At 67.6% G+C, this 19565-nt stretch carries 20 protein-coding genes; 10 read left to right on the top strand and 10 right to left on the bottom strand.

Going from position 1 to position 19565, the window contains the following annotated elements; translation table 11 throughout:
- Nucleotides 1-21: 21 nt before the first annotated feature.
- The 3 genes from trxA (at nucleotide 22) to BSY19_RS25290 (ending at nucleotide 3117) form a co-directional block, all read left to right on the top strand.
- Nucleotides 22-921 (top strand): thioredoxin, encoded by a 900-nt coding sequence (gene trxA, locus BSY19_RS25300; protein ID WP_069056579.1) that lies wholly within the window; start codon nucleotides 22-24, stop codon nucleotides 919-921.
- A gap of 16 nt (nucleotides 922-937) precedes the next feature.
- A complete protein-coding gene (locus BSY19_RS25295; protein ID WP_069056578.1) occupies nucleotides 938-1609 on the top strand; it encodes an LON peptidase substrate-binding domain-containing protein in 672 nt (223 codons plus the stop codon).
- A gap of 137 nt (nucleotides 1610-1746) precedes the next feature.
- Nucleotides 1747-3117, top strand: a complete 1371-nt coding sequence (locus BSY19_RS25290) for an MFS transporter (protein WP_069056577.1) — start codon at nucleotides 1747-1749, stop codon at nucleotides 3115-3117.
- Between the two features lie 117 nt (nucleotides 3118-3234).
- Here BSY19_RS25290 and BSY19_RS25285 read toward each other — a convergent pair whose 3' ends face one another.
- From BSY19_RS25285 to BSY19_RS25255, 7 genes are all read right to left on the bottom strand, one after another.
- Nucleotides 3235-4671 (bottom strand): homospermidine synthase, encoded by a 1437-nt coding sequence (locus BSY19_RS25285; RefSeq protein WP_069056576.1) that lies wholly within the window; start codon nucleotides 4669-4671, stop codon nucleotides 3235-3237.
- A 133-nt stretch (nucleotides 4672-4804) separates the two neighbouring features.
- Nucleotides 4805-5632, bottom strand: coding sequence for a phosphodiesterase (locus BSY19_RS25280; RefSeq protein ID WP_069056575.1), 828 nt, complete (start codon nucleotides 5630-5632; stop codon nucleotides 4805-4807).
- Between the two features lie 174 nt (nucleotides 5633-5806).
- On the bottom strand, nucleotides 5807-7138 hold the full coding sequence (locus BSY19_RS25275) for an ABC transporter substrate-binding protein (RefSeq protein WP_069056574.1): 1332 nt from the start codon (nucleotides 7136-7138) through the stop codon (nucleotides 5807-5809).
- 11 nt (nucleotides 7139-7149) lie between these two features.
- Nucleotides 7150-8004, bottom strand: a complete 855-nt coding sequence (locus tag BSY19_RS25270; RefSeq protein WP_069056573.1) for a carbohydrate ABC transporter permease — start codon at nucleotides 8002-8004, stop codon at nucleotides 7150-7152.
- Nucleotides 8001-8846, bottom strand: a complete 846-nt coding sequence (locus BSY19_RS25265; protein WP_069057387.1) for a carbohydrate ABC transporter permease — start codon at nucleotides 8844-8846, stop codon at nucleotides 8001-8003. The genes BSY19_RS25270 and BSY19_RS25265 overlap by 4 nt, the downstream gene beginning before the upstream one ends.
- A 200-nt stretch (nucleotides 8847-9046) precedes the next feature.
- Complete coding sequence (locus BSY19_RS25260; protein WP_069056572.1) at nucleotides 9047-9583, bottom strand: GNAT family N-acetyltransferase; 537 nt, start codon at nucleotides 9581-9583, stop codon at nucleotides 9047-9049.
- Between the two features lie 228 nt (nucleotides 9584-9811).
- Complete coding sequence (locus tag BSY19_RS25255; protein ID WP_069056571.1) at nucleotides 9812-10957, bottom strand: type III PLP-dependent enzyme; 1146 nt, start codon at nucleotides 10955-10957, stop codon at nucleotides 9812-9814.
- A 565-nt stretch (nucleotides 10958-11522) separates the two neighbouring features.
- On the opposite strand from BSY19_RS25255, the gene BSY19_RS25250 reads away from it, so the two are divergent.
- Both BSY19_RS25250 and vapC read left to right on the top strand, forming a co-directional pair.
- Nucleotides 11523-11735, top strand: a complete 213-nt coding sequence (locus tag BSY19_RS25250) for a type II toxin-antitoxin system VapB family antitoxin (protein ID WP_069056570.1) — start codon at nucleotides 11523-11525, stop codon at nucleotides 11733-11735.
- Nucleotides 11732-12121 carry a type II toxin-antitoxin system VapC family toxin gene (vapC, locus tag BSY19_RS25245; protein ID WP_069056569.1) on the top strand — a complete coding sequence of 130 codons (390 nt, stop codon included), beginning with the start codon at nucleotides 11732-11734 and terminating at the stop codon, nucleotides 12119-12121. The genes BSY19_RS25250 and vapC overlap by 4 nt, the downstream gene beginning before the upstream one ends.
- Nucleotides 12122-12128: 7 nt before the next feature.
- Here vapC and BSY19_RS25240 read toward each other — a convergent pair whose 3' ends face one another.
- Nucleotides 12129-12692: a glyoxalase superfamily protein gene (locus tag BSY19_RS25240; RefSeq protein WP_069056568.1), complete on the bottom strand. Its 564-nt coding sequence runs from the start codon at nucleotides 12690-12692 to the stop codon at nucleotides 12129-12131.
- Nucleotides 12693-13005: 313 nt separating this feature from the next.
- On the opposite strand from BSY19_RS25240, the gene BSY19_RS25235 reads away from it, so the two are divergent.
- A complete protein-coding gene (locus tag BSY19_RS25235; RefSeq protein WP_069056567.1) occupies nucleotides 13006-14589 on the top strand; it encodes an OpgD/OpgG family glucan biosynthesis protein in 1584 nt (527 codons plus the stop codon).
- Between the two features lie 6 nt (nucleotides 14590-14595).
- Here the strand turns inward: BSY19_RS25235 and BSY19_RS25230 are convergent, their stop codons facing one another.
- Nucleotides 14596-15045 (bottom strand): Fur family transcriptional regulator, encoded by a 450-nt coding sequence (locus tag BSY19_RS25230; protein ID WP_069056566.1) that lies wholly within the window; start codon nucleotides 15043-15045, stop codon nucleotides 14596-14598.
- Nucleotides 15046-15171: 126 nt separating this feature from the next.
- On the opposite strand from BSY19_RS25230, the gene BSY19_RS25225 reads away from it, so the two are divergent.
- Genes BSY19_RS25225 through BSY19_RS25210 form a run of 4 tightly spaced genes read left to right on the top strand, consistent with a single transcriptional unit; the run spans nucleotide 15172 to nucleotide 18699 of the window.
- Entirely contained in the window at nucleotides 15172-16080 is a 909-nt protein-coding gene (locus BSY19_RS25225) for a metal ABC transporter substrate-binding protein (protein WP_069056565.1), read from the top strand.
- A gap of 29 nt (nucleotides 16081-16109) precedes the next feature.
- Nucleotides 16110-17003 carry a manganese/iron ABC transporter ATP-binding protein gene (locus BSY19_RS25220; RefSeq protein WP_083247826.1) on the top strand — a complete coding sequence of 298 codons (894 nt, stop codon included), beginning with the start codon at nucleotides 16110-16112 and terminating at the stop codon, nucleotides 17001-17003.
- Nucleotides 17000-17860 (top strand): metal ABC transporter permease, encoded by an 861-nt coding sequence (locus BSY19_RS25215; RefSeq protein ID WP_069056563.1) that lies wholly within the window; start codon nucleotides 17000-17002, stop codon nucleotides 17858-17860. Before BSY19_RS25220 ends, BSY19_RS25215 begins: the two co-directional genes overlap by 4 nt.
- Complete coding sequence (locus BSY19_RS25210) at nucleotides 17857-18699, top strand: metal ABC transporter permease (protein WP_069056562.1); 843 nt, start codon at nucleotides 17857-17859, stop codon at nucleotides 18697-18699. Before BSY19_RS25215 ends, BSY19_RS25210 begins: the two co-directional genes overlap by 4 nt.
- On the opposite strand, the gene BSY19_RS25205 is transcribed toward BSY19_RS25210, so the two are convergent.
- Nucleotides 18700-19503 carry a transglutaminase-like domain-containing protein gene (locus BSY19_RS25205; RefSeq protein WP_069056561.1) on the bottom strand — a complete coding sequence of 268 codons (804 nt, stop codon included), beginning with the start codon at nucleotides 19501-19503 and terminating at the stop codon, nucleotides 18700-18702.
- Between the last annotated feature and the right edge of the window lie 62 nt (nucleotides 19504-19565).

Genomic DNA, 19565 nt, shown 5'->3' with positions numbered 1-19565 from the left:
GCAGGCGATGAAGGACGACCCATGCTGGTCAATGGCGACACGGCCGAACAACCCGGCCTGATCAAGGACACGAGCACCCAGGGCTTCCGGCAGGATGTCATCGCGGAGTCGATGAAGCAGCCGGTGCTCGTCGACTTCTGGGCGCCCTGGTGCGGCCCCTGCAAGCAGCTGACCCCGGTGATCGAGAAGGTCGTCAAGGCGGCGCGCGGCAAGGTACGCCTCGTCAAGATGAACATCGACGAGTTCCCGGAGATTCCGGGCCAGCTCGGGATCCAGTCGATTCCGGCCGTCATCGCCTTCAAGCAGGGCCAGCCGATCGACGGCTTCATGGGCGCCCAGCCCGAGAGCCAGGTGAAGGCCTTCATCGAGAAGCTCGTCGGCACGATGGGGCCGGGCGCGACGGAGGAGCTGATCGCGGCCGCCAAGGCGGCGACGGAGGCCGGCGACGCAGCCGGCGCCAGCGAGCTCTACGCCCATGTGCTGGAGCTCGAGCCCGACAATGTCGCGGCGATCGCGGGCCTGGCCAAGCTGCATCTCGACATGGGTGATCTCGAAGGGGCGACCGGCATCCTCGGCATGGTGCCCGAGGCCAAGGCGGCCGATCCGGCCGTGGTGGCGGTGCGCGCCGCCATCGAGCTGGCGCAGCAGGCCGCGGCGCTCGGCGATACGAGCGAGCTCGAGGCGAAGGTCGCGGCCGATCCCAAGGACCACCAGGCGCGTTTCGACCTGGCGCTGGCGCTCAACGCCAATGATCGGCGCGAGGAGGCGGTCGATCATCTGATCGCCATCATCAAGGCCGACCGTGCCTGGAACGACGACGGCGCGCGCAAGCAGCTGCTGCAGTTCTTCGAGGCCTGGGGGCCGATGGACGAGCACAGCATGGCGGGCCGGCGCAAGCTCTCCACCCTGTTGTTCTCCTGAACGCGAGGAGCGGCCGATGGGCATGAACGCCGTCTATGAGGGGCCGGACGACTGCCCGGCCGTGGTGCCCGTGTTTCCGCTCGGAGGCGCGCTGCTGCTGCCCCGCGGGCAGATGCCGCTCAACATCTTCGAGCCGCGCTACATCGCCATGATCGATGACGCGATCCGCACGCATCGCGTCATCGGCATCGTCCAGCCGGAACCGGAGAGCGGCCGCCAGGCGGCGACGCCGGGGTTGCTGCAGGTCGGCTGCCTCGGCCGCATCACGCAGTTCGCCGAGACCGGCGACGACCGCTACATCCTGACGCTGACGGGCATCGCGCGCTTCCGCATCGCCGAGGAGCTGTCGGTGACGACGCCCTATCGCCAGTGCCGCGTCGGCTATGACGCGTATCTGATCGATTTCACGGCGCGCGCCGGAGAGGAGGCGGTCGACCGCAACGCCCTGCTCAAGGCGCTGCGCGCCTTCGCCAAGGCGAGCGAGCTCAAGATCGACTGGAAGGGCGTCAACGAGGCCCCCAACGAGGCGCTGGTCAATGCGCTCTCGATGATGTGCCCCTTCGGTCCGCGCGAGAAGCAGGCCCTGCTGGAGGCGCCGACCCTGAAGGAGCGCGCCGAGGTGCTGGTCGCGATCACCGAGATCGAGCTGGCGCGCAACGGCGGCGATCCCGAGACGACGCTGCAGTGAAGCGGGTGTCCGCCGCCCTCATCCTGAGGAGGCGCGGAGCGGCGTCTCGAAGGATGGTTCAGGAGGTTCCCGACGCCGCTGGAGCATCCTTCGAGACGCAAGGCTTGCGCCGTGCTCCTCAGGATGAGGGCTGAGCGGTGCAACCGACATCGTATCCCCCGCGGCGCGCGGTCACCGCCTGGCTGTTCTTCGACTGGGCGGCGCAGCCCTTCTTCACGCTGATCACGACCTTCGTCTTCGCGCCCTTCTTCGCTGCGGCGCTCGCCGCCGATCCCGCGCAGGGGCAGGCGCTGTGGGGCTATGCAACCGGTTTCGCGGGGTTGTGCATCGCGCTGCTGTCGCCGCTGCTCGGCGGTATCGCCGACCGGACCGGGCCGCGCAAGCCGTGGATCGCGGTGTTCGGCGCGATGCTGGTGCTGGGGTCGGGTGCGCTTTGGTTTGCCGTGCCGGGCTCGCCCTGGGCCGTGCCGATCGCGCTGTGCGGCTTCGTGCTGGCGACGATCGGGGCCGAGTTCGCGACCACCTTCAACAACGCGATGATGACGCGGCTGGTGCCGCCCGAACGGCTGGGTTGGCTCTCGGGGACGGGCTGGGCGATCGGCTATCTCGGCGGGCTGATCTCGCTCGCGCTGACGCTGGCGCTGCTGGCGGCCGACCCGCTCACCGGCAAGACGCTGGTGGGGCTGACACCGATCCTCGGGCTCGACGCCGCCGCGCGCGAGGGGGACCGTTTCTCCGGCCCGCTGACGGCGCTGTGGTTCGTCGTCTTCGTCGCGCCAATGTTCCTGTTCACGCCCGACACGGTGCGCTCGGGTCTCAGCCTGCGTGCGGCGGCGCAGGGCGGCGTCGGGCGCCTGATGGCGACACTGCGCGAACTGCCGCGGCTGCCGTCGCTCGGGCGCTTCCTGCTGGCCAACATGGTCTATCAGGACGCGCTGGTGGCGTTGTTTGCCTTCGGGGGCATCTATGCCGCCGGTGTCTTCGGCTGGCAGACGATCGAGATCGGCGTCTTCGGCATCCTGCTGACGGTGACCGGCACATTCGGCGCCTGGATCGGTGGCCGGGTCGATGATGCGATCGGCGGCAAGACGGTGGTGCTGGGGGCGATCGGCTGCCTGCTGCTGGCCTGCCTCGGCATCCTGTCGCTGGCGCCCGACCGGATCCTGTTCGTGGTCGAGGCGGCGCCGGCGACGCCCGGCGACGGCCTGTTCGGCTCGCTGCCGGAGAAGGTCTATCTGGGCCTGGGCCTGCTGATCGGGCTGGTCGCCGGGCCGCTGCAGGCCTCCTCGCGCAGCCTGATGGCGCGGCTGGCGCCGCCCGACCGCGTCGGCGAGTTCTTCGGGCTGTTCGCCCTGTCGGGGAAGGTGACGTCGTTCCTGGGGCCGACGCTGGTGGCGCTGGCGACGACGGTGTTCGCCAGCCAGCGCGCGGGGCTGGCCGTGCTGATCCTGTTCTTCCTCACCGGTGGTGCGCTGCTGGCGGGGGTGAAGGTGAAACGGGCGTTGTAGCGCCCGTTCGATCCGGCTCGTCATGCTCGGGCTTGACCCGAGCATCTCAGAAACCAGTGCCTTTTCGTCATGAGTTTCTCGGGTCGATGCTGCGCATCGCCCGAGAATGACGGCTGTTCACCGAACCAGAATGTTCCGGAACTGCCAAGGATCGCTCTCGTCGATGTCCTCCGGGAAAAGCCCGGGGCGACCGTCGAGCGGGGTCCAGTCGGTGTAATAGCCGTTGACCGGGCCGAGATACGGCATCTGGATTTCGAGGCAGCGGTCGAGATCCATCTCCTCGACCTCGACGATGCCGGCGTTCGGATTTTCCAGAGCCCAGACCATGCCGGCGAGCACGGCCGAGGTGACCTGCAGGCCGGTCGCGGTCTGGTAGGGGGCGAGCTTGCGGGTCTCTTCGGTGGAGAGCTGCGAGCCGAACCAGTAGGCGCCCTTGTCGTGGCCGTAGAGCAGCACGCCGAGCTCGTCGATGCCGTCGATGACCTCTTCCTCGTCGAGGATGTGATGCTCCTCCTGCGGGCGGCCGGCATTGCCGAACATCTCGTGCAGCGAGAGCACCGCGTCGTTGGCGGGGTGATAGGCGTAGTGGCAGGTCGGCCGGTAGATGGCCTTGCCGCTGTCGTCGCGCACTGTGAAATAGTCGGCGATCGAGATCGACTCGTTATGAGTCACCAGGAAGCCGTATTGCGGCCCCGGCGTCGGGCACCAGCTGCGGACCTTGGTCTCGGCGCCCGGCTGCATCAGGTAGATCGCCGCCTGCGAGCCGGTCTCATGAGTGCGGGCGTTCTCCGGCATCCACTTCTCATGGGTGCCCCAGCCGAGTTCGGCCGGCTGGACGCCCTCGGAGATGAAGCCCTCGACCGACCAGGTGTTGACGAAGACGCCAGGGGGCTTGGGGTTCTTCGAGCGCTGGGTGTCGCGCTCGGCGATATGGATGCCCTTGATGCCGACCTGCTGCATCAACGCGGCCCATTCCTCGCGGGTGGTCGGCTGCGGCACGTTGAGGCGCATATCGGCGGCGATGTTGAGCAGGCCCTTCTTGGCGAGCCAGGAGGCCATGCCGGGATTGGCGCCGCAGCAGGAGACGGCCGTGGTCGAGCCGGCTGGCCGCGCGCGCTTGGCGGCGAGCGTCATCTCGCGCAGGGCATAGTTCGAGCGCTCGCCCGGGCCCTTGGTCTCGTCGAAATAGAAGCCGAGCCAGGGCTCGTTGACCGTGTCGATATAGAGCGCGCCGAGGCTGGAGCAGAGCTCCATGATGTCGCGCGAGCCAGTGTCGCAGGAGAGGTTCACGCAGAAGCCCTGTCCGCCGCCGGCGGTCAGCAACGGCGAGAGCATGTCCTTGTAGTTCTCGAGCGTCACGGCTTCTTGGATGAAGCGGATGCCCCGCTCGTCGAGGAGGTGGCGGTTCTGGTCATCGGGCGCGATGACGACGAAGCGGCTCTTGTCGAACTTCAGGTGCCGTTCGATCAGCGGCAGCGTCCCGCGGCCGATCGAACCGAAGCCGATCATCACGATCGGGCCGGTGATCTCTCCATAGACGGGCCAGGTGCTCATTCTCGGGTTGTCTCCTTGGGAAAGGCGCTGTTGAGAGGGTGGCCGCGCGGAGCCACCCCGGCTCCTAGGGGGGAAGCGTCCCCCAAGTCAAACATCAACCGTACAAGCGGTCGCCGCTGCGTCCTCGTGAAGTCTAGTGGCTGCCGGGATAATCGGCGTCGAGCACGAAGGGGTAGGGGCCGGGCGAGCGCTCGACAAAGGCGGTGTGCGTGACGAAGCCGGCTCCCTCGCGGAAGGAATGGAGCAGATAGGCAGGCGGCTCCATGTGGAAGGTCGAGGGGCTGGCCTCTGACAGGTCGAGCGTCACCGCATGGGTCACGCTGGGCGCGATCTGGGCGATGGTGCCGGCAAAGCGCGTGACGATCGGGCGGTGGTGATGGCCGCAGAGGATGCGCTCGATGTTGGGGTGGCGCGCGACGATGGCCGCGAATTCCTGCGCACCGTCGAGGAGACGGATCGCATCCATGTGACGGATGCCGCACTCGAAGGGCGGGTGGTGCATGAAGATCGCGACCGGCTTGCCGTCGGCTTCCGTCAGCGCCTTGTCGAGGAAGGCGAGCCGCGTCGCGCAGAGCGCGCCGGCGCTCTTGCCCGGCAGAAGCGTGTCGAGGCCGATCAGCCGCATCGGGCCGAGATCCGCAGCGAACTGGACGAAGCCGCCGTCCAGCACCTGGCGGGAATCGAGCGCCAGCCCCGCGGTCAGCGTTTCGCGGCGATCATGGTTGCCTGGCACGACGAGGACGGGAATGCCGAGGCCATCAAGCATCGCGCGCAGGATGGCGTATTCCTCGGGCAGGCCGCAGTCGGTGAGGTCGCCAGTGATCACCAGCAGATCGGGGCGGGGCGAGAGCCTGGCGACGACATCGAGCGCGCGCTCGCTCAGCGCATTGGTCTCGGAGACGCGATAAGCGGGCTTGCCGCGCGGGCGGATGTGCAGGTCGGTGATCTGGGCGATGAGCATGGCGGTGTCCGGATGCGACCTCCCCGTCATGCTCGCCCTTGTGGCGAGCATCGACGTCTTGCGACGGCGAGGAGGAAAGACGTGGATGGTCGGGACAAGCCCGACCATGACGGTGGAAAGCGGTGAAGAGCGCCATGCCCGGCTCGAGGCCGGGCATGGCGATTGTTGCTGGCCTCAGTTCGTCGGCAGCTTCAGCGCGGTCTGCTCGACGTAAGGGCGCATGATCTCGTCGGCGCCCTTCTGGGCGGCGACGAGGGCCTCCTTCGGCGTCTTCTTGCCGGAGAGCACGGCCGCCAGCTCGTCCTCGATGGCCTTGCGGACGGGGACCGTCTTGTAGGTGGCGAACCACGGCTTAGCGACGGCGAGCTGGCTCACCGCGATGCCGGCGTCGGGGTTCTTGGCGAGGAACGCCTTCATCTCCGGCATGTCGTAGGCGGCCTTGTTGGGGGCAAAATAGCCGGTGGCGCGGCTCCACCAGCCGGACTTCTCCGGGCTCGTCATCCAGTTGATCAGCGTCCAGGCGGCCTTGCGGCGCTCTCCCTCGACGCCGGTCGGGATGACCAGCGAGGCGCCGCCGATCGGCACCTCGTTCTTCACGTTCTTCGGCACGAAGGCGACCTTGTAGGGGAACTTCGCGTTGGTGCGGATATGGGTCAGCGAGCCGGTCGAGAGCAGCATCATCGAGGCCTGGCCGGAGAGGAAGGCCGAGGAGACCGCGCCGCCCGCCTGGACGCCGGCCGGATGGACCTTGTGCTTGGCGATGAGGTCGGACCAGAAGGTCAGGGCGCCGAGCATGGAGGGGGTGTCGTAATAGACCTCGCCGCCGTAATCGACGTTGAACCACTGGCCGCCATTGGAATGGGTCAGGGCCTGCAGGATCCAGCCGCCGTAATCATAGTTGGAGGGCATCATCATGCCCCAGCGGGTGACGCGGTCGCCGTCGCGCTTGGTCAGCTTCTTGGCGGTGGTGACCAGCTCTTCCCAGTTCGCCGGCAGCTTGTCGGGATCGAGGCCGGCTTCCTTGAGATGGTCGGTGTTGACGTAGAGCAGCGGCGTCGAGTTGTGGAAGGGCACGCCATAGACCTGCCGGTCGAGCACGGCGTTGCCGTGCAGCGCGTCGAAGAACTGGCCCATGAACTGGTCGTTGGTCTTGCCGTCGGCCTTGATCAGGCCGTCCATCGCCTGGATCTCGCCCTCGATCTTCAGGTCGAGCAGGAAGTTGGCGGACATGATCACGGCGGCGGGCGGCTTGCCGGCCTTCATCGCGGCGCGGGTCTTGATCAGGGTCTCGTCATAGGAGCCGGTATAGACCGGGGTGGCCTTGATCGACGGGTTCTTCTCGTTGAACTCCTTGATCATCGCGGCCATGTCGCGGGCGAGCTGGCCGTCGACGGGGACGGGGAAGAACAGCTCGATCTCGGTCGGCGCCTGGGCGAAGGCGGGCGACAGCGCGAAGCTCGCGGCGAGCGCGGCGCCGGCGAGGATGTTGCGTCTGGTGGTCGTCATGGTGGCTTCCCTTACTTGATGCCGGAGGAGACGAAGGAGTTGACGAAGGCGCGCTGGAACAGCGCAAAGGCGATCAGCAGCGGTGCGCTGACCAGCAGGGTTCCCGCCGCGATCACGCCCCAGGCCTGCGCGCCCTCCGCCCCGCGGGTGAAGGAGGCGAGGCCGACGGTGAGCGGGCGCAGATCGGGCGAGTTGATCACCATCAGCGGCCAGAGGAACTCGTTCCAATGGGCGGTGACGGAGACGATCGAGAAGGCGACGAGCGAGGGCTTGGCCAGCGGCAGATAGATGAAGCCGATGCGCTGGAAGACGCTGGCGCCGTCGATCAGGGCGGCGTCCTCGAGTTCGCGCGGGATCGCCCGGAAGGCCTGGCGCATCAGGAAGGTGCCGAAGGCCGAGGCGAAATAGGGCGCCATCACGCCGAGCAGGCTGTCATAGAGGCCGAGCTTCGCGATCGTCGTCAGATTGGGGACGATCAGCACGACCGGAGCCAGCATGAGCTGGAGCAGGAAGAGATAGAAGCACAGCGTCCGGCCCGGGAATTCCAGCCTGGCGAAGGCGTAGCCGGCGAGCGTGATCGTGACGATCTGCACGGCGAGAATGCCAAGCGTGATGACGAGCGTGTTCAGCCCGTAGCGCGGGAAATCGGCCGAGGCCCAGGCCTCGCGGAAGTTGGCGAGCGTCGGGATGTAGGACGGAACCAGCGAGGCCATGCCGGCGCCAATGCTCTCAGGGTTGAAGGCGGCGACCAGCATCCAGAGGAAGGGCACCATCCAGAGGCCGGCGACCAGAAGCGTCGCTGCATAGCCGAGCTTCGGCGTGATCTCGCCGGTCGAAACGCCGGTGCTCATGGTGGTGGCGCTCATGTCTCCTTCTCCCCGAAGGAGCGTTCGAGCGTGCGCAGCGAGGAGGCGGTCACAGCGAGCAGCAGCGCCAGCATCACCAGCGTGCCGGCGGCGGCGCGGCCGGCGTCGTAGTTCTCGACCGCCTGCTGGTAGACATAAAACAGCAGCAGGTTGGTGGAGTCCGACGGGCCGCCCTTGGTCAGCACGAAGACATGGTCGACCTGCGTGACGACGTTGAGCAGTCCGATGACGAGCACGAAGCCGATGGTCGGCTTGAGATAGGGCAGGGTCACATAGCGCAGGCGCTGCCAGGGGCCGGCGCCATCCAGGATCGCCGCCTCATAGGCGTCCGCCGGCACCGCCTGGAGGCCAGCGAGGAAGAACAGCATGTAGTAGCCGGCGTTCTTCCAGATCGTCAGCGCCATGATCGACCAGAGCGCGACATCGGGATCGCCGAGCCAGTTGGGGCCGGAGAGGGCGAGCTTGGCGAGGTGGTAGTCGAGCAGCCCGACATTGGGCAGGAACAGGAACAGGAAGATCGAGGCCGCCGCGACCAGCGGGATCAGAACGGGCAGGAAGAACAGCGCGCGGAACAGCGCATTGACCCGGCTCGACCGCGCCAGCGCCATGGCGAAACCCAGCGCCAGGACGAGGCTCGGGATCACCGTCCCGAGCGCGTAGACGAGGTTGTTGGCCAGCGCCTTCCGGAAGGCGGGATCGGCGAAGAGCTTGAGGAAGTTCTGCGCGCCGACATAGGCCTGCGGGCCACCGACGCGGACCTGCCCGTGCAGCGACTGCCAGAGAACCTGGACGACCGGCCAATAGGTGAACAGCGCCAGGAACAAGAGCGACGGCGCCAGCATCGCGAAGGCGAGCACGGTCGACCGGCGCGGCCGCCAGCGCGGCGCACTCCATTCCCTTGCCTTGCCCGCCGTGAACACCGCCTGCGCCATGGACCTCCCCTTCGGCCGGGGTCATGGCGGGCGGGGACGACGGAGCGGCTACGTTTCGATGACGGATGCGTGACGGCCCCGGCGAAACGCCCGGGCCGTCGGGGTTATCCTCAGGCGGCGCGGCGCGCGGGCTCAGCGGCCGGCGTGGCCTCGGCCATGCGGCCGGTGGCGACGAGGATGCCGCTGGCGCCCGACAGCGCGCCGTCGCGCAGCTCAAGGCCGAGGAAGCGCTCGCGCTCGACTGGGCCGGGCATGGCGAGATCGCGGGTGAGATCACCCGAGAACCCGAAGCGCTCGTAATAGGCGGCGTCACCGACGAGCAGGACGGCGCCATGGCCGCGGCAGGCGGCGCGCCAGATCGCCTCGCGCATCATCGCGCGGCCGAGACCCTCGCCCTGCAGCTCGGGCGCGACCGCGAGCGGGCCGAGCAGGAGCGCAGCCTTGCCACCGGCCTCGACAGACCAAAGCCGCACCGTCGCGACGACGACGCCGTCGCGCTCGGCGGTCAAGGCCAGGCCATCAGCCGGCAAACGACCCTCGCGGAGGCGCTCGCTCGACTTGGCGGTGCGACGCTCGCCGAGGCAGCGGTCGAGCAGCGCCTCGCGGTCGGGGATGTCGGCAGCGACTTCGTCGCGGATCGTGATCATGACGCACCTCCGGCCGGAGCGCCTGCGCGCAGCAGACCTTCCCGGCGCCGCGCGAACGCGGCCACAGCAACTGGGATGTGGGAAAGGGGGTCCGGCGGGAGCCACGTCCGCCGCGCTTCCTTCTGGAGGCGCGGACGCTCCGCCCGAAACCGCGGGCGGCCTGTCGATGACGGCAGGGCGCTTCGCCGGACCCGATGGTGGAGGGGCGCCTTGCGGCGCCCCGTTTCGTCAGATGACGTACTGCTTCAGCGGCGGGAAGCCGTTGAAGGCGACGGCCGAATAGGTCGTCGTATAGGCGCCCGTGCCCTCGATCAGCAGCTTGTCGCCGATCTCGAGGCTGAACGGCAGCATGTACGGGGTCTTCTCGTACATGACGTCGACCGAATCGCAGGTCGGGCCGGCCAGGATGCAGGGCACCGTCGCATCGCCGTCGCGGGCGCTGCGGATCGGGTAGCGGATCGCCTCGTCCATGGTCTCGGCGAGACCGTTGAACTTGCCGATGTCGAGATAGACCCAGGCGACCTGGTCGTCCGCGGCCTTCTTCGAGATCAGGACGACCTCGGTCTCGATCAGGCCGGCATTGCCGACCATGCCGCGACCCGGCTCGATGATCGTCTCCGGGAGCTGGTTGCCGAAATGCTTCGACAGCGCCTGGAAGATCGCATCGCCATAGGACGGCACGCCCGGGATCGGCTTCAAGTAGCGCGCCGGGAAGCCGCCGCCGAGGTTGACCATCGACAGCGAGAGCCCACGGGTGGCGCATTCCTTGAACACCGCCGAGGCCGAGGCCAGGGCGGAATCCCAGGCGTTCACATTCGCCTGCTGCGAGCCGACATGGAACGAGATGCCGTAGGCCGACAGGCCGAGGCGATGGCCGTGCTCGAGCACGTCCGCGGCCATTTCGGGCACGCAGCCGAACTTGCGCGAGAGCGGCCAGTCGGCGCCGGCGCCGTCGCAGAGGATGCGGCAGAAGATGCGCACGTCCTTCGCGCCGGTGGCGTTTGCCGAACGGGCGACCTTCTCAACCTCGGCCGTGCAGTCGACGGCGAACAGGCGCACGCCGAGCTCCATGGCGCGGGCGACGTCGCGCTCCTTCTTGATCGTGTTGCCGAAGGAGATGCGATCCGCCGTGGCACCAGCCGCGAGGGCGAGCTCGATCTCGACGACCGAGGCGCAATCGAAGCAGGAGCCGAGCTTGGCGAGCAGGGCCAGCACTTCCGGCGCGGGATTCGCCTTCACGGCGTAGAAGACGCGCGTGTCGGGAAGGGCCCGGGAGAAGGCATGGTAGTTCTCGCGCACGACATCGAGATCGATGACGACGCAGGGCCCATCCTCGCGGCGGGTACGAAGGAACTCACGGATGCGCTCGGTCATGAGACGCGTCTCCCTCCGGCGCAAGCGGCGCCGATGCGACATGAAGCCGGCTTGAGTCGGTCGAGCGATCCGCGACGCGTTGGAAACGCCGCACATCACCGAACGAAACGTCCGGACCCTGGTAACCGTCGCTTGGGGAGACCCCGCACGCCCGGCAATGAAGGACAAGCCTCTTCGGTGCTGGTCTTTGGAGGACCAGCGAGACCAAAAAAAGCCCGTTCCGTCGTTGCTTTAAGCTGCGTCCCCCGTGGAGATTCGGGGTTCGCCGGTTTCGCCTCCGGCTGCCAGTCGCTGTTCGGTGACAGTTCCCTTGAGAAGGGAACCGGGAGCGTGATTTGAGGGGATATCCATCCCCCTCCATCCGTCTCCAACACCTGGCGGCTGTCCGGCCTCTTGTCCGGATGCCCACCGACTGACACGCGGCCACAGGCACGTGCGAATTGGGTAGGAGGCATATACGGATGATGGCCCCCGACGACAAGAGGTTTTTTGGGGCGCGGTGCCAAAATTGCGGACGAGACCGTCGATGTGTATGGTGTTGCCGGTCCATACACATGAGGCAGCGATGCGCACGAATATCGACATCGACGACGCGCTTCTCAAGGAGGCGATGGAGGTGACGGGGCTGCCGACCAAGAAGGCGACCGTCGAGGAGGCGCTGCGCCGACTCGTCAAGAACGCCGAACTGCGCCAGGTGATCAGCGACATGCGCGGTCTGGGGTGGGAGGGCGATCTCGACGAGATGCGCACGGACAGGCCCGCCGACCCTCGCTCATGATTGTGGTCGACAGCTCTGTCTGGATCGCACAGCTGCGTGCGCAAAGCAGTCCAGCCGTCGCCGCGCTGTCAGGGATGCCGTCGCCGACGCGGATCATCGTTGGCGATCTGGTCCTGATGGAGCTTCTGCGCGGCGCCCGCGACGAGCGCCACGCCGAAAGTCTCGAGCGGGCGATGCGCCGCTTCAGGATCGAGCCGATGGTCGATGTGGCGCTCGCGCTGGCCGCCGCCCGGCATTCGCGCTTTCTGAGGGGGCGGGGAGTGACCATCCGCAAGACGATCGATCTCCTGATCGCCACCTTTTGCATCGAACGCGGCCATGCCCTGCTCCATCAGGACCGGGATTTCGACCTGATCGCGCAGTACTTGCCATTGGCCATCGCCTGAACGCCGCCTAGTCCCGCGCCTGGGTGAAGCGGATGCGGTTCCCGAACGGATCGGGCACCTGCAGCGTGCGACCGCCCGGCGCATCCTCCTGAATGGATGGCTTCGAATAGGCGTAGTCCTTGCCGATCAGTTCGGCGCGGAAGGCATCGACGCCCTTGATCCTGACGAAGACCGTCGCCCCCGGGCTGGCGTCGCCATGGTGCTCGGAGAGATGCAGCGTCAGGCCGGAGCGCGAGACCTGCATGTAGATCGGAAAATTCGGGCCGAAGCGGTGCTCCCAGTCCAGCGTGAAGCCGAGGAAGTCGAGGTAGAACTCCCGCGCCTTCTCGAGGTCGAAAATCCGCAGGATCGGAATGCCCGATCCGAGCCCGACGCCGGAGGCGTCGCCCCACGCCGGGGTCGGGTCAGCGCGGTGCTCGCCCAGGCGAGCCGCAGCCGTGTTCCAGTCGGCCAGGCCGAACTGGCGCGCCACGATTTCGAGGGTCTCGGAGTGGGAGAGATCGATCTGCCGGGAGGCCATCGCCTCGCGCAGGGTCTTCGCCATCAGCTTCGCATCGCGAAAGCTTCGCATCGTCGTGATCCTTCTCGCAGGCGGACGGGACGATCAGGGCTCGCATTGCTGACGGCCGTCCACCGAACGATCGGGACCGGATATCCATGTCGGGATGCATTCACCCAACCCTTGCGGGCGCGAGCGGCAGGCTGCATCCGGCCTTGAGACGACGCTAGCCGGCCCTTCGGCGAACCGTCAACGGCGCGATGTCGCCGGGGCGTCGCGCCCGGCGGCGGACCGGCCCTAGACCGGCCCCATTTCCTCGCCTAAGTCACGGCCGAGCAAGCCTTCGGCGGCCGTCACCCGGCGGTCGCCAGACCACGGATCCGTCATGACCACGATCGATCGCCGCCGCGTCCTGGCGGGGCTTTCCGCCGCCCTCGGCCTCTCGACCGCGCCCTCGGCCCTGCTGGCGCAGCAGCCGGTTCCCCCGGCCGAGCCTTCGGCCGAACAGCAGCCGCGCTTCGGCTTCGACCATGTGGTCAACCGGGCCCGCGAAATCGCGGCTGTGGCCTATGAGCCCGGCCCGAACCTGCCCGAGCCGCTGTCCCGGCTCGATTTCGATGCCTGGCGCGACATCCGCTTCCGGCCCGAGCGGGCGCTGCTGGCCCAGAACGGCAGCCCGTTCCGGATGCAGATGTTCCATCCTGGCTTCCTCTTCACCCGCCCCGTCGTGGTCAATGTGGTGCGCGACGGCGTGGCGACGCCGGTGCCGTATTCGGCCAACCTGTTCGACTATGGGCGCGTCAAGTTCGAGAAGCCGCTGCCGGTCAATCTCGGCTTCGCCGGCTTCCGGCTGCACTACCCGCTGAACGATCCGCGGATCTTCGACGAGCTGATCTCCTTCATCGGCGCGAGCTATTTCCGCGTGCTCGGCCGCGAGCAGCGCTACGGGCTGTCGGCGCGGGGTCTCTCGATCGGTGCCGGCGTGCCGGGCGAAGAGTTCCCGATGTTCCGGGAGTTCTGGGTCGAGGCGCCGGCCGCCAATGCCGAGCGGGTCACGATCTATGCCCTCCTCGATTCGCCCTCCGTGACCGGGGCCTATCGCTTCCACGTCTATCCCGACGTCGATGCGGTGGTCGATGTCGGCGCGACGCTGTTCCCGCGCAAGCCGATCGACAAGCTCGGGCTGGCGCCGCTGACCTCGATGTTCTTCACCGGCGAGAATGATCGCCGCTTCCACGACGATTTCCGGACCGAACTGCACGACTCCGACGGGCTGATGATCCATTCCGGCACGGGTGAGTGGATCTGGCGGCCGCTGCGCAATCCGCGCCAGCAGGCGATCTCCTCCTTCGTCGAGCGCAATGTCCGCGGCTTCGGCCTGATGCAGCGCGACCGCGTCTTCGAGCACTACCAGGACCTCGACCTGAACTACGAACTGCGGCCGTCCTACTGGATCGAGCCGCAGGGCGACTGGGGCGAGGGCGTGGTCGAACTGATCGAGATTCCCACCACCGACGAGACCAACGACAACATTGTCGCGCTCTGGGCGCCGAAAGTGCCCCTGGAGCCGGGGCGGGCATTCTCCTTCGGCTACAAGCTGACGGCGATGCTGGATTCCAGCGACCTTCATCCGGGTGGACGGATCATCAACACCTATCAGGCCAAGCCCAAGGCGCTCGGTTCGGGGGAGCCGGTCAATGCGGGTGCGCGGCGCTTCATCGTCGACTTCGCCGGCGGCGATCTCGACTATCACCTCAAGCAGCCCGAGAAGGTCGAGATCGTGCCCTCGATCGCCTATGGCCGCATCGACCGCGCCTTCATCGTCCCGAACCCGAAGACCAAGGGCTTCCGGGCCTTCATCGACATCGTCGTCGAACCCGGCCAGCTCGCCGAAATGCGCGCCTTCCTGAAGAGCGGCGACAAGACCCTGACGGAGACCTGGAGCTATCCCTGGCGGGCGGACAGCTGACGCGGCCTAGCCCTTCTTGCCCCTGACGCCCGGCCGCTTCTTGCGTCCGTAGAGTTCGAGCCGGTGGCGGACGAGCTCGTAGCCGAGTTCGGCGGCGATGCGGCGCTGCAGTTCCTCGATCGCGTCGGAGGAAAACTCGATCACCTCGCCGCTCTCGACGTCGATGAGGTGGTCGTGATGCTCCTGGTCGGCGTGCTCGTAGCGCGAGACGCCGTCCTCGAAGGCGTGGCGCTCGATGGCGCCTTGCGTCTCCAGCACCTTCATGGTGCGATAGACCGTCGAGAGCGACAGCGTCGGGTCGAGCGCGAAGGCGCGAGTGAAGATGCCCTTCGCGTCGGGATGATCATCGGCTTCCGCCAGCACGCGCAGGATCAGCCGGCGCTGCTGCGTCATCCGCAGCCCGGCATCCCTCAGTTGGCCCTCGAACCCGGCCACGCGCTGCGCGATTCCCGTCATGGTGCCGGCATAGCAATTCTGAGAGGCATCTGCAAAAACTCCTTATTGCAAATGTGTTGCAACTGCATTGACAGATGCAAGTGCGTTGCAATAGCGTATCATCGCATCCAGCCGACAGGAGCCGACATGTTCCCTCGACGATCCGTCCTGCTCTCCGGGGCCATGCTGCTGGCCGTTGCGCTCGCAGCCCCGCCGGGCGCTGCCCTCGCGCAGGACAAGAAGCTGCGCGTCGTCACCACCTTCACGGTGATCCAGGACATCGCACAGAACGTGGCTGGCGAGGCCGCGATCGTGGAGTCGATCACCAAGCCCGGCGCCGAGATCCACGATTACCAGCCGACGCCGCTCGACGTGGTGAAGGCGCAATCCGCCGATCTCGTGCTCTGGAACGGGCTCAATCTCGAGCGCTGGTTCGAGCGCTTCTTCGACAATGTGAAGAATGTCCGCAGCGCCGTGGTCAGCGAAGGCGTCGTGCCGATGGGGATCACGGAAGGGCCCTATCAGGGGCGGCCCAACCCGCATGCCTGGATGTCGACGACAAACGCGCTGATCTATGTCGAGAACATCCGCAAGGCGCTGGCCGCGGCCGATCCGGCGCGGGCGGACATCTACGCCGCCAACGCCAAGGCCTATGCCGACAAGATCAGGTCAGTCGACGCGCCGCTGCGGGCGCGGCTCGACAAGGTGCCGCCGGCGCAACGCTGGCTCGTCACCAGCGAGGGGGCCTTTTCCTATCTCGCCCGTGACTATGGCTGGCGCGAGGCCTATCTCTGGCCGATCAATGCCGACCAGCAGGGCACGCCGCAGCAGGTGCGCCGGCTGATCGACCTCGTCCGCAAGAACAAGATCCCGACCGTGTTCAGCGAAAGCACGATTTCCGACAAGGCGGCCAGGCAGGTCGCGCGCGAGACCGGCGCCCGCTATGGCGGCGTGCTCTATGTCGACTCGCTGTCGGCGGCGGATGGACCGGTGCCGACCTATCTGAAGCTGCTGGAGACCACGGTGGGCACGGTCGCCACGGGTTTCGGCCATTGAACGCGCCGGCTGCCGCTTGGCGTGAAGGCATGCCGTCGATCACGGTCGAGGGCGTCACCGTGCGCTACGCCAATGGCGTCACCGCGGTGAGCGACGCCTCCTTCGCGCTCGGGGCGGGCACGATCTGCGCGCTGGTCGGCATCAACGGCTCCGGCAAGTCGACGCTGTTCAAGACGTTGATGGGTTTCCTCAAGCCGGCGCGCGGCTCGGTCTCTATCGCGGGTCTCCCCGTGGGCCAAGCGCTGAAGCGCGGGCTCGTCGCCTATGTGCCGCAGGCCGAGGAGGTCGACTGGACCTTCCCCGTCCTGGTCGAGGATGTGGTGATGATGGGCCGCTACGGCCATATGGGCTTCCTGCGGATCGCGCGGCAGGCGGATCGCGAGGCGGTCGAGCAGGCGCTCGCGCGCGTCAACATGCTGGAGTTCCGCACGCGCCAGATCGGCGAGTTGTCGGGCGGACAGCGCAAGCGCGTCTTCCTGGCGCGCGCGCTGGCGCAGGGCGGGCAGGTCATCCTGCTCGACGAGCCGTTCACCGGCGTCGACGTCAAGACCGAGGATGCGATCGTCGCGCTGATGCGCGAGTTGCGCGACGAGGGCCGGCTGATGCTGGTCTCGACGCATAATCTCGGCTCGATTCCGGATTTCTGCGACCAGGTCGTGATCATCAACAAGACGGTGCTGGCGGCCGGGCCGACCGCGACGACCTTCACCCACGACAATCTCCAGCGCGCCTTCGGCGGGGCGCTGCGGCACTTCCGCCTCGGCGGCGCCGACCTCCATGACGACGAGGACGACCGGCGCGTCACCGTGATCACCGACGACGAGCGCCCGCTGGTGCTCTACGGCAAGCGCGACAGCGAGCGCGTCGCGGGCGGACAGACCACCGGCGAGGCGGCCGACACGGCAAAGGATCGCGCGCCGTGATCGCGCTTCTGCTGGAACCCTTCGGCTACCAGTACATGCTCCGGGCGATCTGGGTCTCGGCGCTGGTCGGCGGGGTCTGCGCCTTCCTGTCCTGCTTCCTGATGCTGAAGGGCTGGTCGCTGATGGGCGACGCGCTGGCCCATGCGATCGTGCCGGGCGTCGCGCTCGCCTATCTGCTGAAGGTGCCTTATGCGGCCGGCGCCTTCTTCTCGGGCCTGCTGGCGGCGCTCGCCATGGCGCTGGTGCGGGTGCGCACGCAGCTGCGCGAGGACGCCGTCATCGGCATCGTCTTCACCACCTTCTTCGCGGTCGGGCTCCTGATCGTCTCGATCAACCCGACCTCGGTCGACGTGCAGTCGATCGTGCTCGGCAACATCCTCGGCATCTCGGACGAGGACGTGGTCCAGGTCGCGATCATCGCCGCGGTCTCGCTCGTCGTGCTGGTGGCGCGCTGGCGCGACCTGATGCTGGTGTTCTTCGACGAGAATCAGGCGCGGGCGGTCGGTCTCTCGCCGATGCGGATCAAGATCCTGTTCTTCGTGTTGCTCAGCGCCTGCACGGTGGCCGCGCTGCAGACGGTCGGGGCTGTGCTGGTGATCGCGATGGTGATCACGCCGGGCGCCACCGCCTATCTGCTCTGCGACCGCTTCGGCCGGCTGATCTGCCTCGCGGTGGCACTCGGCGTATTCACCAGCGCGGCCGGCGCCTATGCCAGCTACTTCCTCGACGGCTCGACGGGCGGGCTGATCGTCGTGTTCCAGACCCTGCTGTTCCTGCTCGCCTTCGTGTTCGCGCCCAAGCATGGCCGGCTGGCGGCGGCGCGGGCGGCACGGGCGGCCCCGGAGGCGGGGCCATGAGCGTTCTCGACGCCTGGCTGGTCGCGCCGCTGTCGCATGAGTTCATGCAGCGCGGGCTCCTCGTGGCGGTGATCGTCGGCATCGTCTGCGCCGTGCTCTCCTGCTTCCTGATCCTGAAGGGCTGGTCGCTGATGGGGGACGCGGTCTCCCATGCCGTCCTCCCCGGCATCGTGCTGGCGCAGATCCTGGGCCTGCCCCTGGCGGCCGGAGCCTTTGTCGCGGGCCTGAGCTGTTCGCTCGCCATCGGCTATCTCAAGGAGAACAGCCGGGTGAAGGAGGACACGGTGATGGGCATCGTCTTCTCCGGCATGTTCGCGCTCGGTCTCGTGATGTTCGTCAAGGTCGAGAGCGACCAGCACCTGCTGCACATCCTGTTCGGCAACATGCTCGGCGTGCGCTGGACGGACATCGCGGAAACGGCCGCGATCGCGCTGCCCACGGTTGCGATCATGCTGGCGAAGCGGAAGGACTTCCTGCTCGTCGCTTTCGATGCCGCCCATGCGCGGGCGATCGGCCTGCCGGTGCGCTGGCTGAATTTCGGCCTGCTGATGCTGCTGGCGCTGACGATCGTGGCCGCGCTGAAGGCGGTCGGCATCATCCTCGTCGTCGCCATGCTGATCGCGCCGGGCGCCATCGGGTTCCTGACGACGCGGCGCTTCGACGCGATGCTGGCGGTGGCGGTCGCCGTCGCCACCGTCTCGAGCGTGATCGGCACGATCCTGAGCTATCATCTGGACGGGTCGACGGGGCCCTGCATCGTCGTCGTTCAGGCGGCGTTCTTCCTGGCGGCGCTGGCGTTCAACCTGCGCCGCTCGACGCGGCGTGCGGCGGCCGCCTGATCAGGCGGCCTGCTGCCCGGCATTGTCCGCGCGCGAGACGGTGATCGTCTGGGCCAGGCACTGGCAGTTGAACTGGCTGGTCAGGAAGGCGATGTCGGCGGCGTCCCGCCCGGTGGCGATCCGCACCATGCCCTCGATGGGCGCCAGTCGCGTCGGATCGACGAGCCACCAGCGGCCGTCGAGATAGACCTCGAAGACGGCGTGGAAATCCGGCGGGTCGAGGTCGAGCGCATAGGCGCTGACCGCCCGGGCGGGAATGTTCAGCGCCCGCGTCAGCGCGATGCCGAGATGGGTGAAGTCGCGGCAGACGCCGGCCCGGTCGATGAAGGTGTGCTGCGCCGTCGTCTGGGCGTGGCTGACGCCATGGACATAGTCCAGATGCTCGTGCAGCCAGTCGAGCACGGCCAGGATGCGGGCGCCGCCGCCCTGAATGCTGCAGAATTCGCGCTGGGCGAAGCGCATGAACTCGTCCGAGGGCGAGAAGCGGCTCGGCAGCAGATAGGGCAGCACCTCCTGCGGCAGCTCCGACCAGTCATGCTGGCGTGCGCCGGGGCCCAGCGGCTGGCGGGTGCCGTTGTCGACCAGCGCCCGGTAGCGGATCTCGACCTGGCCCGAGAGCGCCGCACGAAAACGCCGCTCGCCCGTCTCGGGGTGGAGATCGCGGACGAGAACGGTGCCCGGCGAGATGATCAGGCTTTCGGAGAGGATCGTCTGGTCGGCCGACTGGGCGGCCTCGATCGCGGCGATCACCTGCGTATCGCTGTCGAAGCCATAGGTCAGCGTCGCCGCCACGTCGAGTTTCATGGGTCCCCCCGGAATGTCCTGCGCGAGACCGGGCAACGCCATGGCGGGGCGGAAGTTCCTGG

Origin of the sequence: Bosea sp. RAC05, assembly GCF_001713455.1 — a bacterium.
Classification (GTDB): Bacteria; Pseudomonadota; Alphaproteobacteria; order Rhizobiales; family Beijerinckiaceae; genus Allobosea.
Note: the sequence above shows the minus strand (reverse complement) of the source record. Positions and strands in the feature narration are given on the sequence as shown.

Bases quoted from the DNA above. Each gene is read 5' to 3' on its own strand.
- trxA (WP_069056579.1), top strand. From the start codon at position 22: ATGCTGGTCAATGGCGACACGGCCGAACAACCCGGCCTGATCAAGGAC.
- BSY19_RS25295 (WP_069056578.1), top strand. From the start codon at position 938: ATGGGCATGAACGCCGTCTATGAGGGGCCGGACGACTGCCCGGCCGTG.
- BSY19_RS25285 (WP_069056576.1), bottom strand. From the start codon at position 4,671: ATGAGCACCTGGCCCGTCTATGGAGAGATCACCGGCCCGATCGTGATG.
- BSY19_RS25280 (WP_069056575.1), bottom strand. From the start codon at position 5,632: ATGCTCATCGCCCAGATCACCGACCTGCACATCCGCCCGCGCGGCAAG.
- BSY19_RS25275 (WP_069056574.1), bottom strand. From the start codon at position 7,138: ATGACGACCACCAGACGCAACATCCTCGCCGGCGCCGCGCTCGCCGCG.
- BSY19_RS25270 (WP_069056573.1), bottom strand. From the start codon at position 8,004: ATGAGCGCCACCACCATGAGCACCGGCGTTTCGACCGGCGAGATCACG.
- BSY19_RS25265 (WP_069057387.1), bottom strand. From the start codon at position 8,846: ATGCTGGCGCCGTCGCTCTTGTTCCTGGCGCTGTTCACCTATTGGCCG.
- BSY19_RS25260 (WP_069056572.1), bottom strand. From the start codon at position 9,583: ATGATCACGATCCGCGACGAAGTCGCTGCCGACATCCCCGACCGCGAG.
- BSY19_RS25255 (WP_069056571.1), bottom strand. From the start codon at position 10,957: ATGACCGAGCGCATCCGTGAGTTCCTTCGTACCCGCCGCGAGGATGGG.
- BSY19_RS25250 (WP_069056570.1), top strand. From the start codon at position 11,523: ATGCGCACGAATATCGACATCGACGACGCGCTTCTCAAGGAGGCGATG.
- vapC (WP_069056569.1), top strand. From the start codon at position 11,732: ATGATTGTGGTCGACAGCTCTGTCTGGATCGCACAGCTGCGTGCGCAA.
- BSY19_RS25240 (WP_069056568.1), bottom strand. From the start codon at position 12,692: ATGCGAAGCTTTCGCGATGCGAAGCTGATGGCGAAGACCCTGCGCGAG.
- BSY19_RS25235 (WP_069056567.1), top strand. From the start codon at position 13,006: ATGACCACGATCGATCGCCGCCGCGTCCTGGCGGGGCTTTCCGCCGCC.
- BSY19_RS25230 (WP_069056566.1), bottom strand. From the start codon at position 15,045: ATGACGGGAATCGCGCAGCGCGTGGCCGGGTTCGAGGGCCAACTGAGG.
- BSY19_RS25225 (WP_069056565.1), top strand. From the start codon at position 15,172: ATGTTCCCTCGACGATCCGTCCTGCTCTCCGGGGCCATGCTGCTGGCC.
- BSY19_RS25220 (WP_083247826.1), top strand. From the start codon at position 16,110: ATGCCGTCGATCACGGTCGAGGGCGTCACCGTGCGCTACGCCAATGGC.
- BSY19_RS25210 (WP_069056562.1), top strand. From the start codon at position 17,857: ATGAGCGTTCTCGACGCCTGGCTGGTCGCGCCGCTGTCGCATGAGTTC.
- BSY19_RS25205 (WP_069056561.1), bottom strand. From the start codon at position 19,503: ATGAAACTCGACGTGGCGGCGACGCTGACCTATGGCTTCGACAGCGAT.